The organism is Streptomyces sp. NPDC059201 (assembly GCF_042754585.1).
GTDB lineage: Bacteria > Actinomycetota > Actinomycetes > Streptomycetales > Streptomycetaceae > Streptomyces.
Map to the genome: position 1 here is coordinate 316210 of NZ_JBHZBB010000002.1, position 17975 is coordinate 334184.

The 17975-nt window shown below is 73.2% G+C and carries 13 protein-coding genes and 3 tRNA genes; 8 read left to right on the forward strand and 8 right to left on the reverse strand.

Translation table 11 applies throughout. From position 1 onward, the window contains the following. The first annotated feature begins 3 nt into the window (after window positions 1–3). The 4 genes from ACFXMG_RS07260 (at window position 4) to ACFXMG_RS07275 (ending at window position 5717) form a co-directional block, all read left to right on the forward strand. Window positions 4–1305 (forward strand): deoxyguanosinetriphosphate triphosphohydrolase, encoded by a 1302-nt coding sequence (locus tag ACFXMG_RS07260; RefSeq protein ID WP_383825733.1) that lies wholly within the window; start codon window positions 4–6, stop codon window positions 1303–1305. A gap of 128 nt (window positions 1306–1433) precedes the next feature. Further along, a complete protein-coding gene (locus tag ACFXMG_RS07265) occupies window positions 1434–2693 on the forward strand; it encodes an NAD(P)/FAD-dependent oxidoreductase (protein ID WP_383825729.1) in 1260 nt (419 codons plus the stop codon). Between the two features lie 17 nt (window positions 2694–2710). After that, on the forward strand, window positions 2711–4597 hold the full coding sequence (gene dnaG / locus ACFXMG_RS07270) for a DNA primase (protein ID WP_383825727.1): 1887 nt from the start codon (window positions 2711–2713) through the stop codon (window positions 4595–4597). Between the two features lie 43 nt (window positions 4598–4640). Next, a complete protein-coding gene (locus ACFXMG_RS07275; protein WP_383825724.1) occupies window positions 4641–5717 on the forward strand; it encodes an RNA polymerase sigma factor in 1077 nt (358 codons plus the stop codon). 62 nt (window positions 5718–5779) lie between these two features. Here the strand turns inward: ACFXMG_RS07275 and ACFXMG_RS07280 are convergent, their stop codons facing one another. From ACFXMG_RS07280 to ACFXMG_RS07295, 4 genes are all read right to left on the reverse strand, one after another. Then, window positions 5780–7708, reverse strand: a complete 1929-nt coding sequence (locus ACFXMG_RS07280) for an ABC transporter ATP-binding protein (protein ID WP_383825721.1) — start codon at window positions 7706–7708, stop codon at window positions 5780–5782. Beyond that, complete coding sequence (locus tag ACFXMG_RS07285; RefSeq protein WP_383825717.1) at window positions 7708–9441, reverse strand: ABC transporter ATP-binding protein; 1734 nt, start codon at window positions 9439–9441, stop codon at window positions 7708–7710. Before ACFXMG_RS07285 ends, ACFXMG_RS07280 begins: the two co-directional genes overlap by 1 nt. Window positions 9442–9582: 141 nt before the next feature. Continuing rightward, window positions 9583–11022, reverse strand: a complete 1440-nt coding sequence (locus ACFXMG_RS07290; protein WP_383825714.1) for an FGGY family carbohydrate kinase — start codon at window positions 11020–11022, stop codon at window positions 9583–9585. A gap of 36 nt (window positions 11023–11058) precedes the next feature. After that, window positions 11059–11373, reverse strand: a complete 315-nt coding sequence (locus ACFXMG_RS07295; protein WP_383825712.1) for a YtxH domain-containing protein — start codon at window positions 11371–11373, stop codon at window positions 11059–11061. 146 nt (window positions 11374–11519) lie between these two features. Here ACFXMG_RS07295 and ACFXMG_RS07300 point away from each other — a divergent pair. From ACFXMG_RS07300 to ACFXMG_RS07310, 3 genes are all read left to right on the forward strand, one after another. After that, window positions 11520–11592: transfer RNA gene (locus ACFXMG_RS07300), tRNA-Asn, on the forward strand. 5 nt (window positions 11593–11597) lie between these two features. Continuing rightward, window positions 11598–11673, forward strand: a tRNA-Asn gene (locus ACFXMG_RS07305). A gap of 172 nt (window positions 11674–11845) precedes the next feature. Further along, window positions 11846–11919, forward strand: a tRNA-Ile gene (locus ACFXMG_RS07310). A gap of 104 nt (window positions 11920–12023) precedes the next feature. Here ACFXMG_RS07310 and ACFXMG_RS07315 read toward each other — a convergent pair. The 4 genes from ACFXMG_RS07315 to ACFXMG_RS07330 all read right to left on the reverse strand — a co-directional run bounded on the left by ACFXMG_RS07315 (window position 12024) and on the right by ACFXMG_RS07330 (window position 16466). Next, entirely contained in the window at window positions 12024–13811 is a 1788-nt protein-coding gene (locus ACFXMG_RS07315; protein WP_383825709.1) for an HEXXH motif domain-containing protein, read from the reverse strand. Window positions 13812–13830: 19 nt separating this feature from the next. Beyond that, window positions 13831–14028, reverse strand: a complete 198-nt coding sequence (locus ACFXMG_RS07320) for a hypothetical protein (protein WP_383825706.1) — start codon at window positions 14026–14028, stop codon at window positions 13831–13833. Window positions 14029–14106: 78 nt separating this feature from the next. After that, window positions 14107–15261 carry a caspase family protein gene (locus ACFXMG_RS07325; protein WP_383825704.1) on the reverse strand — a complete coding sequence of 385 codons (1155 nt, stop codon included), beginning with the start codon at window positions 15259–15261 and terminating at the stop codon, window positions 14107–14109. Continuing rightward, window positions 15258–16466, reverse strand: coding sequence for a hypothetical protein (locus ACFXMG_RS07330; RefSeq protein WP_383825702.1), 1209 nt, complete (start codon window positions 16464–16466; stop codon window positions 15258–15260). The genes ACFXMG_RS07325 and ACFXMG_RS07330 overlap by 4 nt, the downstream gene beginning before the upstream one ends. Window positions 16467–16596: 130 nt before the next feature. Between ACFXMG_RS07330 and ACFXMG_RS07335 the strand changes: the two genes are divergently transcribed. Continuing rightward, window positions 16597–17916 carry a cation:proton antiporter gene (locus ACFXMG_RS07335; RefSeq protein ID WP_383825818.1) on the forward strand — a complete coding sequence of 440 codons (1320 nt, stop codon included), beginning with the start codon at window positions 16597–16599 and terminating at the stop codon, window positions 17914–17916. Window positions 17917–17975: the final 59 nt, after the last annotated feature.

Here is a 17975-nt window from a genome sequence, read left to right on the forward strand (position 1 = left end):
GACATGGCAGGCTACGACGGCACCAGCGAGACCCCCGGGTACGACCCGACCGCCACCGAGCGCTGGGCCACCGAGCCCGACAAGCGCCCCGGCCGGACCGCCTTCCAGCGCGACCGCGCCCGCGTGCTGCACTCCGCCGCCCTGCGCCGGCTCGCCGGCAAGACCCAGGTCGTCACCCCCGGCACCCGGGGGCACGCCTGGGACGCCAGCCCCCGCACCCGGCTCACCCACTCCCTGGAATGCGCCCAGGTCGGCCGCGAGCTCGGCGCCGCCCTCGGCTGCGACCCCGACCTCGTCGAAGCCGCCTGCCTCTCCCACGACATGGGCCACCCGCCCTTCGGGCACAACGGCGAACAGGCGCTCAACGACGTCGCCAAGGACTGCGGCGGCTTCGAGGGCAACGCCCAGTCCCTCCGCCTCCTCACCCGCATCGAGCCCAAGCGCTTCGTCACCGGACCCGACGGCGAACTCTCCTCCGTCGGCCTCAACCTCACCCGCGCCGCGCTCGACGCCGCCACCAAGTACCCCTGGCCGCGCGGCGGCCACCCCACCGACCCCGGCTCCTCCAAGTTCGGCGTGTACGAGGACGACCTGCCCGTCTTCGAATGGATCCGGCGCGGCGCCCCCGACCAGCGCAAGTGCTTCGAGGCCGAGGTGATGGACTGGTCCGACGACGTCGCCTACTCCGTCCACGACTTCGAGGACGGCCTGCACGCCGGCCACATCGACCCCAACCTCCTCTACGCCGAGCCCGAGCGCGCCGACATCTTCACCGTCGCCATCGGCCGCTACGTCCCCGAGGACACCGACCTGGCCGAGCTCGCCGAGGCCCTCGACCGCCTCGTCGACCAGGACTGGTGGCCGCACGGCTACGACGGCTCCGCCGTCGCCCAGGCCCGCCTCAAGGACGCCACCAGCCAGCTCATCGGCCGCTTCTGCCTCGCCGCCGAGGGCGCCACCCGGCAGGCGTACGGAACGGGCCGCCTCAGCCGCTACGGCGCCGAACTCGTCGTCCCCCGCGCCACCCGGAACGAGTGCGCCGTCCTCAAGGCCGTCGCCGACCGGTACGTGATGCAGCGCGCCGAACAGGAGGCGCTCCGCGCCGACCAGCGCATCGTCGTCGCCGAACTCGCCGAGGCCCTCGTCGCCCGCGCCCCCGACGGCCTCGAACCGCAGTTCCGCGCCCTCTTCGCCGCCGCACCCGACGACCGTTCCCGCAAGCGGGTGATCGTCGACCAGATCGCCTCCCTCACCGACGCCTCCGCCCGGGCCCTCCACTCCCGCCTCCGTACCCCGCGTACCTAGGGGCCGTTGGCCCCCTTTCGCCATCCGGCGCCGTGCGGGACCCTCGCATGCACGTCCAGAGGCGATGGCACCCGGGCCGCGCCCGGGGGCGTAGCGTAGAGAACCGGTCGCAACGAGGAGGAATCAACGTGGTCGACGCAGATCAGACTTTTGTCATCGTCGGCGGGGGCCTGGCCGGCGCCAAGGCGGCGGAGACGCTCCGCGCGGAGGGCTTCAACGGCCGGGTGATCCTCATCGGCGACGAACGCGACCACCCCTACGAACGCCCCCCGCTCTCCAAGGGCTACCTCCTCGGCAAGAAGGACCGGGACTCCACCCTCGTCCACGAGCCCGCCTGGTACGCCGCCCACGACGTGGAGCTCCACCTCGGCCAGACCGTCACCGCCATCGACCGGGACGCCCACACCGTCCGCCTCGGCGACGGCACCGTCATCCGCTACGACAAGCTGCTCCTCGCCACCGGCTCCGAGCCCCGCCGCCTCGACATCCCCGGCACCGGCCTCGCCGGCGTCCACCACCTGCGCCGGCTCTCCCACTCCGAGCGGCTCCGCGACGAGCTGAAGGCCCTCGGCCGGGACAACGGCCACCTGGTCATCGCCGGCGCCGGCTGGATCGGCCTGGAGGTCGCCGCCGCCGCCCGCACCTACGGCGCCGAGGTCACCGTCGTCGAGGCCGACCCCACCCCGCTCCACCGCGTCCTCGGCCCCGAGCTCGGCCAGCTCTTCGCCGACCTCCACACCGGGCACGGCGTCCGCTTCCACTTCGGCGCCCGCATCACCGAGATCACCGGACAGGACGGCATGGTCCTCGCCGTCCGCACCGACGACGGCGAGGAGCACCCCGCCCACGCCGTCCTCATCGCCATCGGCGCCGCCCCCCGCGCCGTCCTCGCCGAGAACGCCGGGCTCGCCCTCGTCGACCGCGCCGACGGCGGCGGCATCGCCGTCGACGCCTCGCTGCGCACCTCCGACCCCGACATCTACGCCGCCGGCGACGTCGCCGCCTTCGACCACCCCTTCCTCCACCACCGCATCCGCGTCGAGCACTGGGCCAACGCCCTCAACGGCGGCCCCGCCGCCGCCCGCGCCATGCTCGGCCAGGAGGTCTCCTACGACCGGATCCCGTACTTCTTCACCGACCAGTACGACCTCGGCATGGAGTACTCCGGCTGGGCGCCCCCGGGCTCGTACGACCAGGTCGTGGTCCGCGGCGACACCGGCAAGCGCGAGTTCATCGCCTTCTGGCTCAAGGAGGGCCGGGTCACCGCAGGGATGAACGTGAACGTGTGGGACGTCACAGACCCGATCCAGAAGCTCATCCGCTCCCGAGCCCAGGTGGACACCGACGCCCTCTCCGATCCCTCGGTGGCCCTGGAGAGCCTCACCTGACCACGTAGACTTCCTGCGTGGCAGGCAGGATCAACGATGACGACGTGAAGGCGGTCCGGGACGCGGTCCCGATCGACTCCGTGGTGTCCGAGTACCTCCAGCTCCGCAACGCCGGCGGCGGGAACCTCAAGGGACTCTGCCCCTTCCACGACGAGAAGTCGCCCTCCTTCCAGGTCAGCCCCAGCAAGGGACTCTTCCACTGCTTCGGCTGCCAGGAGGGCGGCGACACCATCGCCTTCGTGATGAAGATCGACCACCTCTCCTTCTCGGAGACGGTCGAGCGCCTCGCCGCCAAGGCCGGCATCACCCTCCGCTACGAGGAGGGCGGCTACAACCCCGGCCACCAGCGCGGCGAGCGCATCCGCCTGATCGAGGCCCACAAGATCGCCGCCGAGTACTACGCCGGCCAACTCGCCTCCCCCGAGGCCGAGATCGGGCGCAAGTTCCTCGCCGAGCGCGGCTTCGACCAGGCCGCCGCCGACCACTTCGGCGTCGGCTACTCCCCGGCCGGCTGGGACCACCTCACCCGCTTCCTGCGCGGCAAGGGCTTCTCCGACAAGGAACTGATCGTCTCCGGCCTCTCCCAGGAAGGCCGCCGCGGCCCCATCGACCGCTTCCGCGGCCGCCTCATGTGGCCCATCCGGGACGTCGGCGGCGAGATCGTCGGCTTCGGCGCCCGCCGCCTCCGCGAGGACGACAACGGCCCCAAGTACCTCAACACCCCCGAGACGCCGGTCTACAAGAAGTCCCAGGTGCTCTACGGCGTCGACCTCGCCAAGAAGGAGATCGCCAAGACCAGCCGGGCCGTCGTCGTCGAGGGCTACACCGACGTCATGGCCTGCCACCTGGCCGGCGTCACCACCGCCATCGCCACCTGCGGCACCGCCTTCGGCGGCGAGCACATCAAGATCCTCCGCCGCCTCCTCATGGACAACGGCTCCGCCCGCGTCATCTTCACCTTCGACGGCGACGCGGCCGGCCAGAAGGCCGCCCTGCGCGCCTTCGAGGACGACCAGAAGTTCGCCGCCGAGACGTACATCGCCATCGCGCCCGACGGCATGGACCCCTGCGAGCTGCGCCTCGCCAAGGGCGACGACGCCGTCACCGACCTGGTCGAGCCCCGCACCCCCCTCTTCGAGTTCGCCCTCCGCCAGATCGTGCGCCGCTACGACCTCGACACCCCGGCGGGCCAGGCGGCGGCCCTGGACGAGGCCGCCCCGATCGTCGCGAAGCTGAAGGACCTGTCGGTACGCCAGCGGGTCTCGGTCAAGCTCGCGGGCCTGCTCGGCATCATGGAGGACCAGTTCGTCGTCCGGCGGGTCAGCCAGATCGCCCAGTGGCAGCGCGGCAAGGGCGGCGGCGCCCAGAAGCCCTCCCGGCAACGCTCGTACGACGACGTGCCGGCCCCCACGGCCCCCGCCGGCCCCGCGCTCAACCTGCGCAGCGCCGCCCACCGCACCGAGCGCGAGCTCCTCAAGCTGGCGCTCCAGCGGCCCGAACTGGTCTCCCCCTTCTTCGACGCCTACGGGATCGACGAGTTCACCGCACCGCCCTACGCCGCCGTGCGCCAGTGCATCCAGGACGCGGGCGGCGCCGACGGCGCCCCCGCCGACTACGTGGACGCCGTCCTCGAAGCCGCGTCCAACGACACCGTCCGCGCCCTCGTGCGCGAGCTCGTCGTCGAGACGATCATGACCGTCAAGGGCGCGGACGAGATCTACGCGGCCGATCAGCTCGTCGCGGTCCGGCTCCGCGCCGTGGACCGCCGCATCGACCAGCTCAACGCCGCGCTGAAGCGGCTGGGGCACACGAGCCCGGAGCAGGTGGCCTCCGCGAGCCAGGAGCTCTACGTCCTCCAGCAGTATCAGGTCGCCCTGCGGTCGCACGGCGCAGCCGCCCTCTGACCCTCGGTCATCAAAAAGTCACCGCACGCCCCTCGTGGCGGCGATGTGTCGTACCCCACACTGGGTGACGGAGCCGTTCCGTCACTCCTGGAGGTCGCCCGCCGTGCAGACCGAGATCCAGACCACCGACCCGGACGACCAGGACGAACTCCCCCCGCTCCCCGAGGTCCCGGCCCAGCGGCGCCGCGCCGCCGACCCCGGCGGCAACGGCCCCTCCGCCGACCTCTTCCGCCAGTACCTCCGCGAGATCGGCCGCATCCCCCTCCTCAGCGCCGAGGAGGAGGTCGACCTGGCCCGCCGCGTCGAGGCGGGGCTCTTCGCCGAGGAGAAGCTGGCCCGCACCCCCGACCTCGACTCGCAGCTCGCCCACGACCTCGACCGGCTCGTCGTCCTCGGCCGGATGGCCAAGCGGAAGCTGATCGAGGCCAACCTGCGGCTCGTCGTCTCCGTCGCCAAGCGGTACGTCGGGCGGGGCCTGACCATGCTCGACCTGGTCCAGGAGGGCAACCTCGGCCTGATCCGGGCGGTCGAGAAGTTCGACTACGCCCGCGGCTACAAGTTCTCCACCTACGCCACCTGGTGGATCCGCCAGGCGATGTCGCGGGCCCTCGCCGACCAGGCCCGCACCATCCGCGTCCCCGTCCACGTCGTCGAGCTCATCAACCGGGTCATCCGGGTCCAGCGCCACCTGCTCCAGGAGCGCGGCTGCGAGCCCACCGCCGAGGAGGTCGCCGCCCACCTCGACCTCACCCCCGAGCGGGTCGTCGAGGTCCTGCGGCTCGCCCAGGAGCCCGTCTCCCTGCACACCCCCGTCGGCGAGGAGGAGGACGTCGACCTCGGCGACCTCATCGAGGACGGCGACGCCGCCTCGCCCGTCGAGTCCGCCGCCTTCCTGCTGCTCCGCCGCCACCTGGAGGACGTCCTGTCCACCCTCGGCGAGCGCGAGCGCAAGGTCGTCCAGCTCCGCTACGGCCTCGACGACGGCCGCCCGCGCACCCTGGAGGAGATAGGGCAGCTCTTCGGCGTCACCCGCGAACGCATCCGCCAGATCGAGTCCAAGACCCTCGGCAAACTCCGCGACCACACCTACGCCGACCAGCTCCGCGGCTACCTCGACTGAGGACGCGCGAAGGGCCCGCGCCGCCTGCGGCACGGGCCCTCACGGAGCGGACGGACGCCCGGTCAGTCGACCTCGGCGACCGCCTCCGCGAACTGCGCCGCGTACAGACGCGCGTAGGCGCCGCCCGAGGCCAGCAGCTCCGCGTGCGTGCCCTGCTCCACGATCGAGCCGTTCTCCATCACCAGGATCACGTCGGCGTCCCGGATGGTGGAGAGCCGGTGCGCGATCACGAAGGACGTACGGCCCTGGGCCAGCCGCGCCATCGCCTTCTGGATCAGCACCTCGGTCCGGGTGTCCACCGAGCTCGTCGCCTCGTCGAGGACGAGGATCACCGGGTCCGACAGGAACGCCCGGGCGATCGTGATCAGCTGCTTCTCGCCCGCGCTGACCCCCGCGCCGTCGTCGTCGACGACCGTGTCGTACCCCTCCGGCAGGGTGCGGACGAAGCGGTCGGCGTGGGCCGCCCGCGCCGCCTCCTCGACCTCCGCCCGGCTCACCTCGCGGTTCGCGCCGTACGCGATGTTGTCGGCGATCGTCCCGCCGAAGAGCCAGGTGTCCTGGAGGACCATGCCGATCCCGGCCCTCAGCTCCTCGCGGGACATCGACGCGATGTCCGTCCCGTCCAGCGTGATCCGCCCGCCGGTCACCTCGTAGAACCGCATGAGGAGGTTGACGAGCGTGGTCTTGCCCGCGCCGGTCGGCCCGACGATCGCGACCGTCTGGCCCGGCTCCACGGTGAGCGACAGGTCCTCGATGAGCGGCTTGTCGGCCTCGTAGCGGAAGGAGACGTGCTCCAGGGCGACCTTGCCCTTGAAGTCGCGCTCCTCCTCGCTCCTCGGCGCGTCCGGCTCCTGCTCCTCCGCGTCGAGCAGCTCGAAGATCCGCTCCGCCGAGGCGACGCCCGACTGCACCAGGTTCGCCATCGACGCCACCTGCGTCAGCGGCATCGAGAACTGGCGCGAGTACTGGATGAACGCCTGCACGTCACCGATGGAGAGCGTGCCGCTCGCCACCCGCAGACCGCCGACCACCGCCACGAGGACGTAGTTGATGTTCGAGACGAAGAACATCACCGGCTGCATCATGCCGCTGTTGAACTGCGCCTTGAACCCGGCCTCGTACAGCGCCTCGTTCTGCTCCCGGAAGCCCTGCGCGGCCTCGTCCTGCCGGCCGAAGACCTTCACCAGCGTGTGCCCGGTGTACATCTCCTCCACGTGCGCGTTGAGCGCGCCCGTGGACTTCCACTGCTGCACGAAGTGCGGCTGCGAGCGCTTGCCGATCCTCGCCGCGACCACCACCGACACCGGCACGGTCACCAGCGCGACCAGCGCCAGCAGCGGCGAGATCCAGAACATCATCGCCAGCACGCCGACGATCGTGAGCAGCGAGTTGATGAGCTGGCCCATCGACTGCTGGAGCGTCTGCGAGATGTTGTCGATGTCGTTGGTCGCCCGGGACAGCACCTCGCCGCGCTTCGCCTTGTCGAAGTACGACAGCGGCAGCCGCGCCAGCTTCGTCTGCACGTCCTCGCGCATCCGGTACACCGTGCGGTTGATCACCTTGATCGACATACGGGTCGAAACCAGCATCAGCAGGCCCGCCACCACGTACACGCCGAGCGCGAGCAGCAGCACCTCGCCGACCGCGCCGAAGTCGATGCCCCGCCCGGGGGTGAAGTCGACCCCGGACAGCATGTCGGCCATGCCGCCGTCGCCGTCCGCCCGCAGCCTCGCCAGCGCCTCTGCCTTGGTCACGCCCTCGGGCAGCCGGCGCCCGACCACGCCCGCGAAGATCAGGTCGGTCGCCCTGCCCAGCACCTTGGGGCCGATCACCGCGCCCGCCACCGACAGCACACCGGCGACCAGCATCACCCAGAGCGCCGCGCGCTCCGGCGCAAGCTGCCGCAGCAGCCGCTTCGAGGACCCCTTGAAGTCCATCGACCGCTCGCCCGGGGCGCCCCCGGCCATCATGCGTCCACCAGGACCGGCCATCAGGCTGCCTCCGCCTCGGTCAGCTGGGAGAGCACGATCTCCCGGTACGTCTCGTTCGCCGCCATCAGCTCGTGGTGGCGCCCGGTGCCGACGACCCGGCCCTCGTCGAGGACCACGATCCGGTCGGCGTCCCGGATGGTCGACACCCGCTGGGCGACGATCACCACGGTCGCGTCCGAGGTCTCGTCGGAGAGCGCCGCCCGCAGCCGGGCGTCCGTCTCGTAGTCGAGCGCGGAGAACGAGTCGTCGAAGAGGTAGATCTCCGGCCGCTGCACCAGCGTCCGCGCGATGGCGAGCCGCTGCCGCTGACCGCCCGACACGTTCGTGCCGCCCTGCGCGATCGGGGCGTCCAGACCCTGCTCCAGCCGCCGCACGAAGTCGGCCGCCTGCGCCACCTCCAGGGCGTGCCACAGCTCCTCGTCGGTCGCGTCCGGATTCCCGTACCGCAGGTTCGACGCCACCGTCCCGGAGAACAGGTACGGCTTCTGCGGGACGAGCCCGACCGTCCGCGCCATCAGCGCCGGGTCCAGCCGCCGCACGTCCACCCCGTCGACGAGAACCTCGCCGCCGGTCACGTCGAACAGCCGCGGCACCAGGCCCAGCAGCGTCGACTTGCCGGAGCCGGTCGAGCCGATGATCGCGGTGGTCTCGCCGGGCCGGGCCACCAGCTCCACGTCCCGGAGCACGGACTCCTCGGCGCCCGGGTAGCGGAAGTCCGCCGCCCTGACCTCCAGGTGCCCGCGCCGCTCCAGCTCCGTCACCGGCTCGGCCGGCGGCACCACGCTCGACGAGGTCCCCAGGACTTCCTCGATCCGCTCGGCGCACACCTCGGCGCGCGGCACCATCATGAACATGAAGGTGGCCATCATGACCGCCATCACGATCTGCATCAGATAGGCGAGGAAGGCGGTCAGCGCGCCGATCTCCATCCCGCCGCTGTCGATGCGGTGCGCGCCGAACCAGACCACGGCCACGCTGGACACGTTCACGACCGTCATCACGGTCGGGAACATCAGCGCCATCAGCCGGCCCGTCGCCATCGACACGTCGGTCAGCCCGGCGTTGGAGCCGCGGAAACGCTCCTCCTCGTACCCGTCCTTCACGAAGGCGCGGATCACCCGGTTGCCGGTGATCTGCTCGCGCAGCACCCGGTTCACCGTGTCGAGCCGCTCCTGCATCGTCCGGAACAGCGGCCGCATGCGCTTCACGATCAGCGACACCGAGAGGCCGAGCACCGGCACCACCGCGAGCAGCACGCCGGAGAGCGGCACGTCCTGGCCCAGCGCCATCACGATGCCGCCGACGCACATGATGGGCGCGGAGACCATCAGGGTGAACGCCATCAGGACCAGCATCTGGACCTGCTGGACGTCGTTGGTCGTCCGGGTGATCAGCGAGGGCGCGCCGAACTGCCCGAGCTCGCGCGCCGAGAAGGACTGCACCCGGTCGTAGACGGCGCCGCGCAGGTCACGGCCGACCGCGGAGGCGGTCCGCGCGCCGTAGTACACGGCCCCGATGTTGCACAGCACCTGGACCACGGACACGCCGATCATCAGCGCGCCGAACCGCAGGATGTAGCCGGTGTCCCCGTTGACGACGCCCTCGTCGATGATGTCGGCGTTCAGGGTCGGCAGGTAGAGGCTCGCGCAGGTCGCCAGGAACTGGAGCAGGACGAGCAGGGCGATGGGTTTTCGGTAGGGCCGCAGGTGGGTTCGGAGAAGTCTTATGAGCACGGTTCCCACTATCGCCCGGAGGCCCGAACCGTTACGAAGGGTTTACGGCGCACGGCCCAGCCCTGACGAAGACTTTACGAACCGCGCCCCGGCGCGCGCGGGGGCACGGCGCGCGAAGCCCGTGCCCGCCGCGGCCGGGCGTCAGCCGCCGAACGCCCCCGGGTGGATCTGCTCCCGCGCCGCCACGTACTGCTGGCGCACCGCCTGCCCCACCGGCAGCTCGTCGCCCGGCTCCAGGATCTGCGCGGCGGCCCCCTGCCAGGCCGGGGGAGCGGACGGCGAGAGGGTGCCGCGGGCGACGCCCAGCGCCCAGGCGGCCTGCTTGGCCGCGCCGAGCGCCGCGTAGTCGGCCGGCTGGGGGACGACGACCTGCGCGCCGAACAGCGCGGGCGCCATGGCCTGGACGGCGGGCAGCGCGGCGGCGGCGCCGAGCAGGAAGATCCGCCGGACCTCGACGCCCCGGCCGCGCACCACGTCCAGGGCGTCGGCGAGCCCGCACAGCATGCCCTCGAAGGAGGCGCGCGCCAGGTGCTCGGGCTTCATCGACTCGCGGCGCAGTCCGGTGAGGGTGCCGGCGGAGTGCGGCAGGTTCGGGACCCGCTCGCCCTCCAGGTAGGGGAGGAGCACGAGCCCGGAGGAGCCGGGGGTGGACTTCAGGGCCAGCGCGGACAGTTCGTCCAGCGACTCGGCGCCCAGCATCTCGGCGGTGCCGCGCAGGGTGCGGACGGCGTTGGTGACGGAGACGACCGGCAGGTGCATGCCGGTGGCGTCGGCGTAGGAGGTGAGGGTCGTGCCGGGCCGGTCCAGCGCCTCGTGGTGGACGGCCATGACGGAGCCGGAGGCGCCGAGCGAGACGACGGCGTCCCCGGCGCCGAGCCCGAGCCCGAAGGCGGCGGCCATGGTCTCCCCGGTGCCGGCCGAGATCAGCAGCCCCTCGGGGGTGGTGCCGGCGGGCTCGGCGGGGCCGAGCACCTCGGGCAGCGCGACGCCGTGCCCGAGGGCGAGCTCGACGAGGTCGGGCCGGTAGGCGCCGGTGCGGGCGGACCAGTAGCCGGTGCCGGAGGCGGCGCCGCGGTCGGTGGTGCGGCGGGCGGGGCGGCCGAGGAGCTGCCAGACCAGCCAGTCGTGCGGCTGGAGGACGGCGGCGATCCGCCGGGCGTTCTCGGGTTCCGTACGGGCCAGCCAGCGCAGCTTCGCGACCGGGAGCCCGGACTGCGGGACGCCGCCGACGGCCTCGGCCCACGCCTCGCGCCCGCCGAACGCCTCGACGAGGTCGGCGGCGGCGACCTGGGCCCGCTTGTCGTTGCCGACCATCGCGGGCCGGACCAGGCCGCCCTGGGCGTCGAGCGGTACGACGCCGTGCGCCTGCGCGCAGACGCCGATCGCCTCCACGCCTTCGAGGAGCCCGCCGGTCGCGGCCTCCCCGAGCGAGAGCAGCCAGGTCTGCGGGTCGACGTCGGTGGCCTTGGCGTCGACCGGGTGCGGGGCATGGCCCTGCCTCAGTACGGCGCCGGTGTCCGTGTCACAGACGACGATGCGCGTGGCGTCCGAAGAACTGTCGAGTCCTGCGACTATCCCCATGCCACCCGATTCTGCCGCACGCGCGGCGGTTACGGGTCAGGTGTTGCTGGTGCCCCAGTCGTCGTCCTCGCCGAGCCGCCCGTTGGCGTGGGCGCGTCCGCGCAGGGCGGACACCCGGTCGGTGACGGAGGAGGGCATCCGGTCGCCGACCTTGTCGCCGACGACGTGCGCGGCCTTCCCCGCGTACTGGCGGCCGGTCTGCGCGGCCGACTCGGCGGCGTTGCGCACCGCTGGATTCTGGGCGAAGTCCTTGGCCGCCTTCTTCATCCGTTCGTACCGCTCGCGTCCCGCGCGCGTCCCGATCACGTAACCGAGCGCGAGACCCGCGACGAACGTCAGCTTGTACCGCACGCTGCGATCCTTCCCTGGAGGGTCCTGGGGATGTCCCGGGGATACCGATTGGCGGAGCACCCCCCTGCTTGCGCTAATGTATGTCTCGCAGCGAGCGCCCGCCGCCCGGGAGGACCCGGGCAGGACCGTTCGGTGCAACGCAGCAATCCCCTGTAGCTCAATTGGCAGAGCAGCCGGCTGTTAACCGGCAGGTTACTGGTTCGAGTCCAGTCGGGGGAGCGCGATCCCCTGTAGCTCAATTGGCAGAGCATTCGGCTGTTAACCGGAGGGTTACTGGTTCGAGTCCAGTCGGGGGAGCCACCGGAAGAGGACCCTGAGGGGTCCTTTTTCGCGTTCCCGGGAACCATCCGTTCCGCCCCGGGGTCTTCATGGTCGAGCAGCACCGAACGTGCCGATCATCCGGAGCAGGAGATCGTATGAGCGGCTATGCTGCGGCAGGACGGCGCGCACACTTGTACGCGCGTCAACGTAGGGGGCGGTAGCTCAGCCGGTTAGAGCAGCGGACTCATAATCCGTCGGCCGTGGGTTCGAGTCCCACCCGCCCCACACATGGCCCGTGGCCGCAGGAAGGATTTTCCTGCGGTTGCGGGCTTTCTGCGTTCCACCGTGCCCCGGGGGTGGGGCGGGTCGTGGTGCGACACGCCCGGGGATCACCCGGACGGACCGCTCCCCGGGGGGTGGGGGGTGGTGAGCCAGTGGGTGAGGTGGGTGGGGTTTGGGGTGTGGAGTTCGCGGTGGAGGGGGCGGAGGAGTTCGGGGTGGGGGAGGGGGTGGGAGGAGGTGGTGGTCAGGGCGAGGACCAGGCCCGTCCAGGTTTCGGGGCAGTCCGGGGTCTCGGTGAGGCGGTGGGCGTAGGCCGCTGCCGCTGAGGGGTCGCCGGCGAGTAGGGCGTGGTCGGCGGGGGAGGCGGACGGGGGGCGGGGGGACGGGGTCAGGATGTGGCGGATGAGGCGGGTGCGGGTGTGCGACCAGCGGGTGGTGAGGTCGGGGGTGAGGGCCGGGGCGGGGACCGGGTGCGGGGCGGCGCCGGAGCGGTAGGCCCCGGCCAGGGCGCGTACGTCGGCGGGGGCGGGGGCCAGGTGGCGGATGCGCCACTCGGTGCGGTGGTCCGTCGCGGCGAGCGCGGCCCACCTGTCGAGCTCGGGCCGGACCCGTGGGTCGGACTCCCAGGCGTCCAGCCGGGCGGACATGCCGGCCACGAAGCGGCGTCCGAGCTCGGTCAGGGCGGGGTCGGCGGCGAGCGTCCGGACGGCCTCCCGCGTCTGGCGGCGGCTCAGCGCGAACTCGAACTCGGCCACGGCCCGTTCCGCGCGTGGCACCCGGTCCAGGTGGCGCGACCGGAAGTCGGTGATCCCCAGGAAGGCGTACGCGCCCTGGAGCAGGCCGCTCAGCGGGCGGGGGTCGTCCCGCCAGGGGGCGTGGTGACGCTCCTCGCCCGCGTCCCGCTCCAGCGTCAGCAGGTGCAGCAGCGCGCCCAGTTTGGTGTGCTGGAACTCGTGGACGAGCGTGACCGCGAAGGTCACCGGATCCGGCGGCAGCGAGGTCAGCAGCCCGCCGAAGGCATCGCCCGAGGAGGCGCTGAGGACCACCCCGGACGGTGAGGGATCCACGGCGGTCAGGCTCCGTAACCCCACCGCGAGCGCCTCCGCCGACTCCGGGTCGCACGCCTCCAGGACCTCCAGCGCCCGGTCGAAGCCGTCCTGCCAGCGGGCCGTCTCCTCCGGCGCCAGCCGGTCGGGCGGCAGCGGGTCGCCCAGGTCCCGGTAGGGGTCGACGTCGTCGAGCCGGCAGTCCACCGGCCGCCCCGCCACGCGCGCGTGCAGCCGCCGCAGCCCCAGCCAGCCCGGGGCGTCCTCCCGCGGCGCGCGCGGCCCGACCCCCTCCCGGTGCGGCTCGACCGTCAGCCGGCCCGCCTCCACCACCACCTCCGCCGTCCCCCAGCGCGGCCGCCCTGGCAGCACGGCCAGCCCGAGGGAGGGGAACATCGCGGCGCCGTCCCGCACCGGCACCGTGGTGCGCAGCGGCAGCCCGGCGCGCAGCGCGGCGACGGCGCAGAGCGCGTACACGTGTCCGAGGTCGGTCCAGAGCGGACCGTCGCCCCACGCGGTGTGGCGCAGCCGGCGCAGCCCGTGGCCGAGCCAGCTGCCGACCTGCGGGTGCAGCAGCAGCTCGCGGAACTCCCCGGGAGCCCGCTCCTGGGCGGCGGTCAGCGCCGTCCACGCGCTGTCGACGGCCGGCAGCGGACCGAGCGCGCCGGGCGTCCGGGACGCCGTGTCGAGCAACGCCCGCAGCAGCAGGAGGCGCCGGCTGTACTCGGTGGTCCGCAGGAAGCGGACGGCGTCGGGACCGCCCCGGCCGGTGGCGAGGGCGTCGAAGTGCGCCGAGGGGACGAGATGGTGCACGGCGCGGGCAGGCTGGTGACCTCCGTCGGTCTGCACGGATCTCCTCCGGGCACCGTCAGTCGAACCGCTTGGGCGGCTCGGACCCGCCGGCGAAGTTCACCCGGGGCCGCTCGACCTGGCGGAGCAGCCGCTCCAGCGAACCGGCGTGCAGACTCGGGTGCTGCGTCTGGAGCGCGGACAGCGGGACCTCGCTGACGTCGACCAGCTCCGATCCCATGAACTCCGGCCCCGTGTAGGCGTCGGACGTGTGCATCGACATCCCCCTTGCCATGCCCTGAACCCCGTTGGCCTTTCATGATGACGCAGGCAGAAAGGTTCCGGAAGGGCGTGATCAGGCGGGTGCGCCCCCTGGTTCGGGTCCCAGCCAGCGCGAGGCCCACTCCGTCAGCTCGCGCTGCTCCAGTGAGCCCGGTTCGAGCAGGCCGAGCGCCTCGACGAGGGCGGCGAGGCCGCCGGGGTGGCGCCGGCAGGTCCGGACGATGCTGATGATGTCGGGCCGCGGCGCCCCGAGCCGGGGGATGGAGCCGGACAGGTCGGCGGGGAGCATCCCGAGCACGAGCTGCCGCTGGTTCTGGTCCGTCATGCTGGGCCAGCCGGCCAGCAGCCGGATCAGGTCGTTGAGACCCGCGTCCGGCACCGGCTCCTCGACCCGCCGGGCAGAGGGAGCGGCCGGGGCGGGAGCGGCGGGAGCGGCGGGGGCGGCGGGGGCGGCGGACTGGCGTACGTCCCCTGCCCAGGAGCGGTACCAGAGCGAGGTGGGCCGCTGGCTCGCCCCGTCGAACTCCCCGAGCACGCCCTCCGCGAGCGCGCCCATGTCGGGCGGCCACGCCCCGGCGCCGTCCGAGGCGGCGAGGGCGGTCAGGACGGACCGGGAGAACGCCCCGGTCTGCCCGACCGGATCGTTGGCCGCCCGCTGCCCCGGCCCGGACGCCAGCAGCACGAACTGCTCCCGGCCCGGCAACCGGGCGCCGCCCGGCGGGAGTTCGTGCGGCGGGGTCCTCGTGAAGCGCAGGTCCTCGGCGAAGGTCTGGCAGGAGTCGACCAGCCAGATCTGCCGGGGGAAACCGGGCAGCAGATCGGTGGTGAAGGCCGTCAGCCAGGCGTCCAGGTCGAGGTTCCGCCGGTCGTCGGGACCGGCGTCGGCGTAGAAGAGCCGGCGGTGCCCCTGCTCGTCGGTGACGCCGTGCCCGCCCCAGAACACCCACAGCAGGTCGCCCTCCAGGGCTGGCAACCGCCGGGTCAGCACCTCCTGCACCGCCTCCCGCCCGGCGGGTTCCTCCGGTACGTCGACCTCCGGCCCGCCCGCCCCCGGCAGCGGTGCGAGGAGCAGCGAGATCCGCGCGGCGGGCACCCCCCGCCCGCGCAGCCAGGCGGTGAAGCGGCGGGCGTCGGCGGCGGGACCGGGAAGGTCCCAGGACGGGCCCGCCGCGTACCGCTCCGCGCCGACCACGACCGCGTGGGTCCGCTCTGGGCGGGCCGCGGTCACGGCAGCCTCGCCGCGAGGAGGCGGTACAGCTCCGGATTCCCCCAGTAGGCGCTGTGCGCGAACGGGAACGGCTGCCGGCCGTCCACGGCGACGTCCTCGACGCGGCCCGGGAAGACCCCGGCGCCGACGTAACCGAGCAGGTCACGCGGGTCGTACACATTGAGCCAGGGCGGTACGTGGCCGGGCAGCGGACTGCCGTGCTCCAGGCTCGGCAGCGCCCCCAGCTCGTACAGGAACGGCGCCTGCGAGCCGACCGTGACGAGCATCGCGACCTCCGGCAGCGCCCGCTCCACCAGCAGGTCGAGCGAGGCGATGCCGCCGAGGCTGTGCGCGAGCAGCACCACCGGCGGCTCGGCGGCCCGCACCGCCTCCTCGACGGCGGCGCGGATCGCGGCGCCCCGCGCGAGGTACAGCAGCACGTCGCCGGCGGCCGGGTGGGCCGCGTCGGTGAGCGCCGAGCGCCGCTTCACCGCCTGCGCGGAGGCCAGGCGGAGCGCCAGCCGCCCGGCGAGCCGCGCGGCCCCCCGGGCCACCGGTCCCCGGTGCGTCCCGCCCGGCTCCCCGGGCAGCAGCGCCGCGATCCGCTCGACCGCCGCGTCACGGGCGGTGCCGTCCAGGGCCGCCGCCGACCCGCTCCGCTCCGCCCGGCGGCGTACCGCCTCACCGACGAACGCCCGTGCCGGCACGCCCTGTCCGGCCTCCGCAGCCGGGGAGAGCAGGAACTGACGCCCGTCCGGCGAGGTGAGCACGGCGGCCACCGCGGACGCGAACTCCTCCCCGATCCCCGCCGCGTCGAGCAGCTCCCGCAGCCCGGCGTCCCGGCCGAGCGCCAGGGCCGCCGCGGCCAGGGCCTCACCCGGAGGCACCGCGCCCGGCGCCAGCTCCCCGGCACCGGCGGGATCCGCGGCGAGCAGGCGCAGTTCGAGCAGGGGATCGAGATAGAGCAGCCCCCACAGCTCGACGTCCTCGTCGGCGCCGCCGTCCGTCACCGGGCCGTCCGGACCCGCCGCGTCGCGCACGGTGCCGTACCCCGGCACGGAGAGCCCGCCGGACCGCAGCGCTGACCCGACGGTACCGCCCCAGTAGCACGGAGTGACGGTGACGTCGGGCCGGGTCTGCCGCAGCCCCGCCCGCACCCGCTCCAGACTCTCCGAGTAGCCGGGCTCGCGCACCCCCGTGCCGTGTACGAACAGCACCGTCGTCACCGCTGGCCCCCGTCCGTGGTGGCATACGCCAAATGGCTTCCACGATAGGGCACTTGCCGCCGTGACGGCTACACTGCGTAGGGGTTGTGCCGCACTGTCGCGCACGCGTCGGAAGGGGAATGCCGTGAGCATGGACTCCGTCGTCACACACGTCGTCGCGGCCCTCGCCGTGGTGATCGCGGCCTCCCACGCCGCCGGTGTCCTCGCCCGAAGACTCGGCCAACCCCCGGTGATCGGACAGCTGTTCGCGGGAATCGCGCTCGGCCCCAGCCTCCTCGGCCTCGTCCCCGGAGGCGTGTACGAGAAGCTCTTCCCCGCCGAGATCCAGCCCGTCCTCACCTCGATCGCCCAAGTGGCCCTGGTCTTCTTCCTCTTCGCCGTCGGTTACGAACTCGACCTCGGCCTGCTCCGCCACCAGAAGGCCGTCACCTCGGTCTCCGTGAGCGGCTTCGCCCTCCCCATGCTGCTCGGCGCGGGCATCGTCCTGCTCCTCCCCGGGGGCTTCTCCGAGGTCAACGACGGACGCCCGGTCGACGCCACCTTCGTCCTCTACATGGCGGTCGCCCTCTCCATCACCGCCGTCCCCGTCCTCGCCAGCATCATCAAGGACCAGGGGCTCGCCGGGTCCCGGCCCGGCACGATCGCCATGGCCTCGGCCGGTGTCATCGACGCGCTGAGCTGGCCCGTGCTCGCCGTCGTCCTGGTCGGCGGCGCCCACGGCTCGGCCCGGGAGTGGGTGGTCAAGGCCGCCCTGCTGGTCGTCTACGTCCTGGCGATGCTCTTCGCCGTACGGCCCCTGCTCGGCTGGTGGATGCGCAGGCCCGGCACCACCGCCGCCCACCAGGTCCCGCTCGCCGTCACCGTCGCCCTCGCCTCCGCCTGGGCCACCAACGCGCTCGGACTGCACGTCATCTTCGGCGCGCTGCTGGCCGGCGTCGTCATGCCCCGGCGGCCCGACGGCTCCCCGGACGAGCGGCTGCTGCGCCCGCTCCAGGACGCCGGCGGGCTGCTGCTCCCGATGTTCTTCGCGCTCTCCGGGACGGCCGTCGTGCTCGGCGGGCTGCACGCCTCCGACCTGCTGATCCTCGCGGTGATATGCGCCGCGGCGGTGGTGGGCAAGGTGGGGGCCGGGGCGCTGTCGGCGCGCGGCGCCCGCCAGCCCTGGCGGGACGCCCTGCTGATCGGCGTCCTGCTCAACACCCGCGGCCTGACCGAACTCATCGTGCTCAACGTCGGCCTCCAGTCCGGGGTGATCGGCCCCCGGCTGTACGCGCTGCTCGTCGTGATGGCCCTGCTGACCACGGCCGCCACCGGGCCGCTGATCCGGCTGCTGCGCCGCCCGGCCGACGCCCCGCCGGAACCGCCCGTCGAACGCAAGCCGCAGGACGCCCGCCCGGACCGGACGCCCGCACAGGCCACCGCCGACACGGAGACGGCCCCCAGCGCCTAGAGCACGAGAGCCGGCCGGGTCCCCAGCGGACCCGGCCGGCTCTCGTGTGTGCGCCGCGC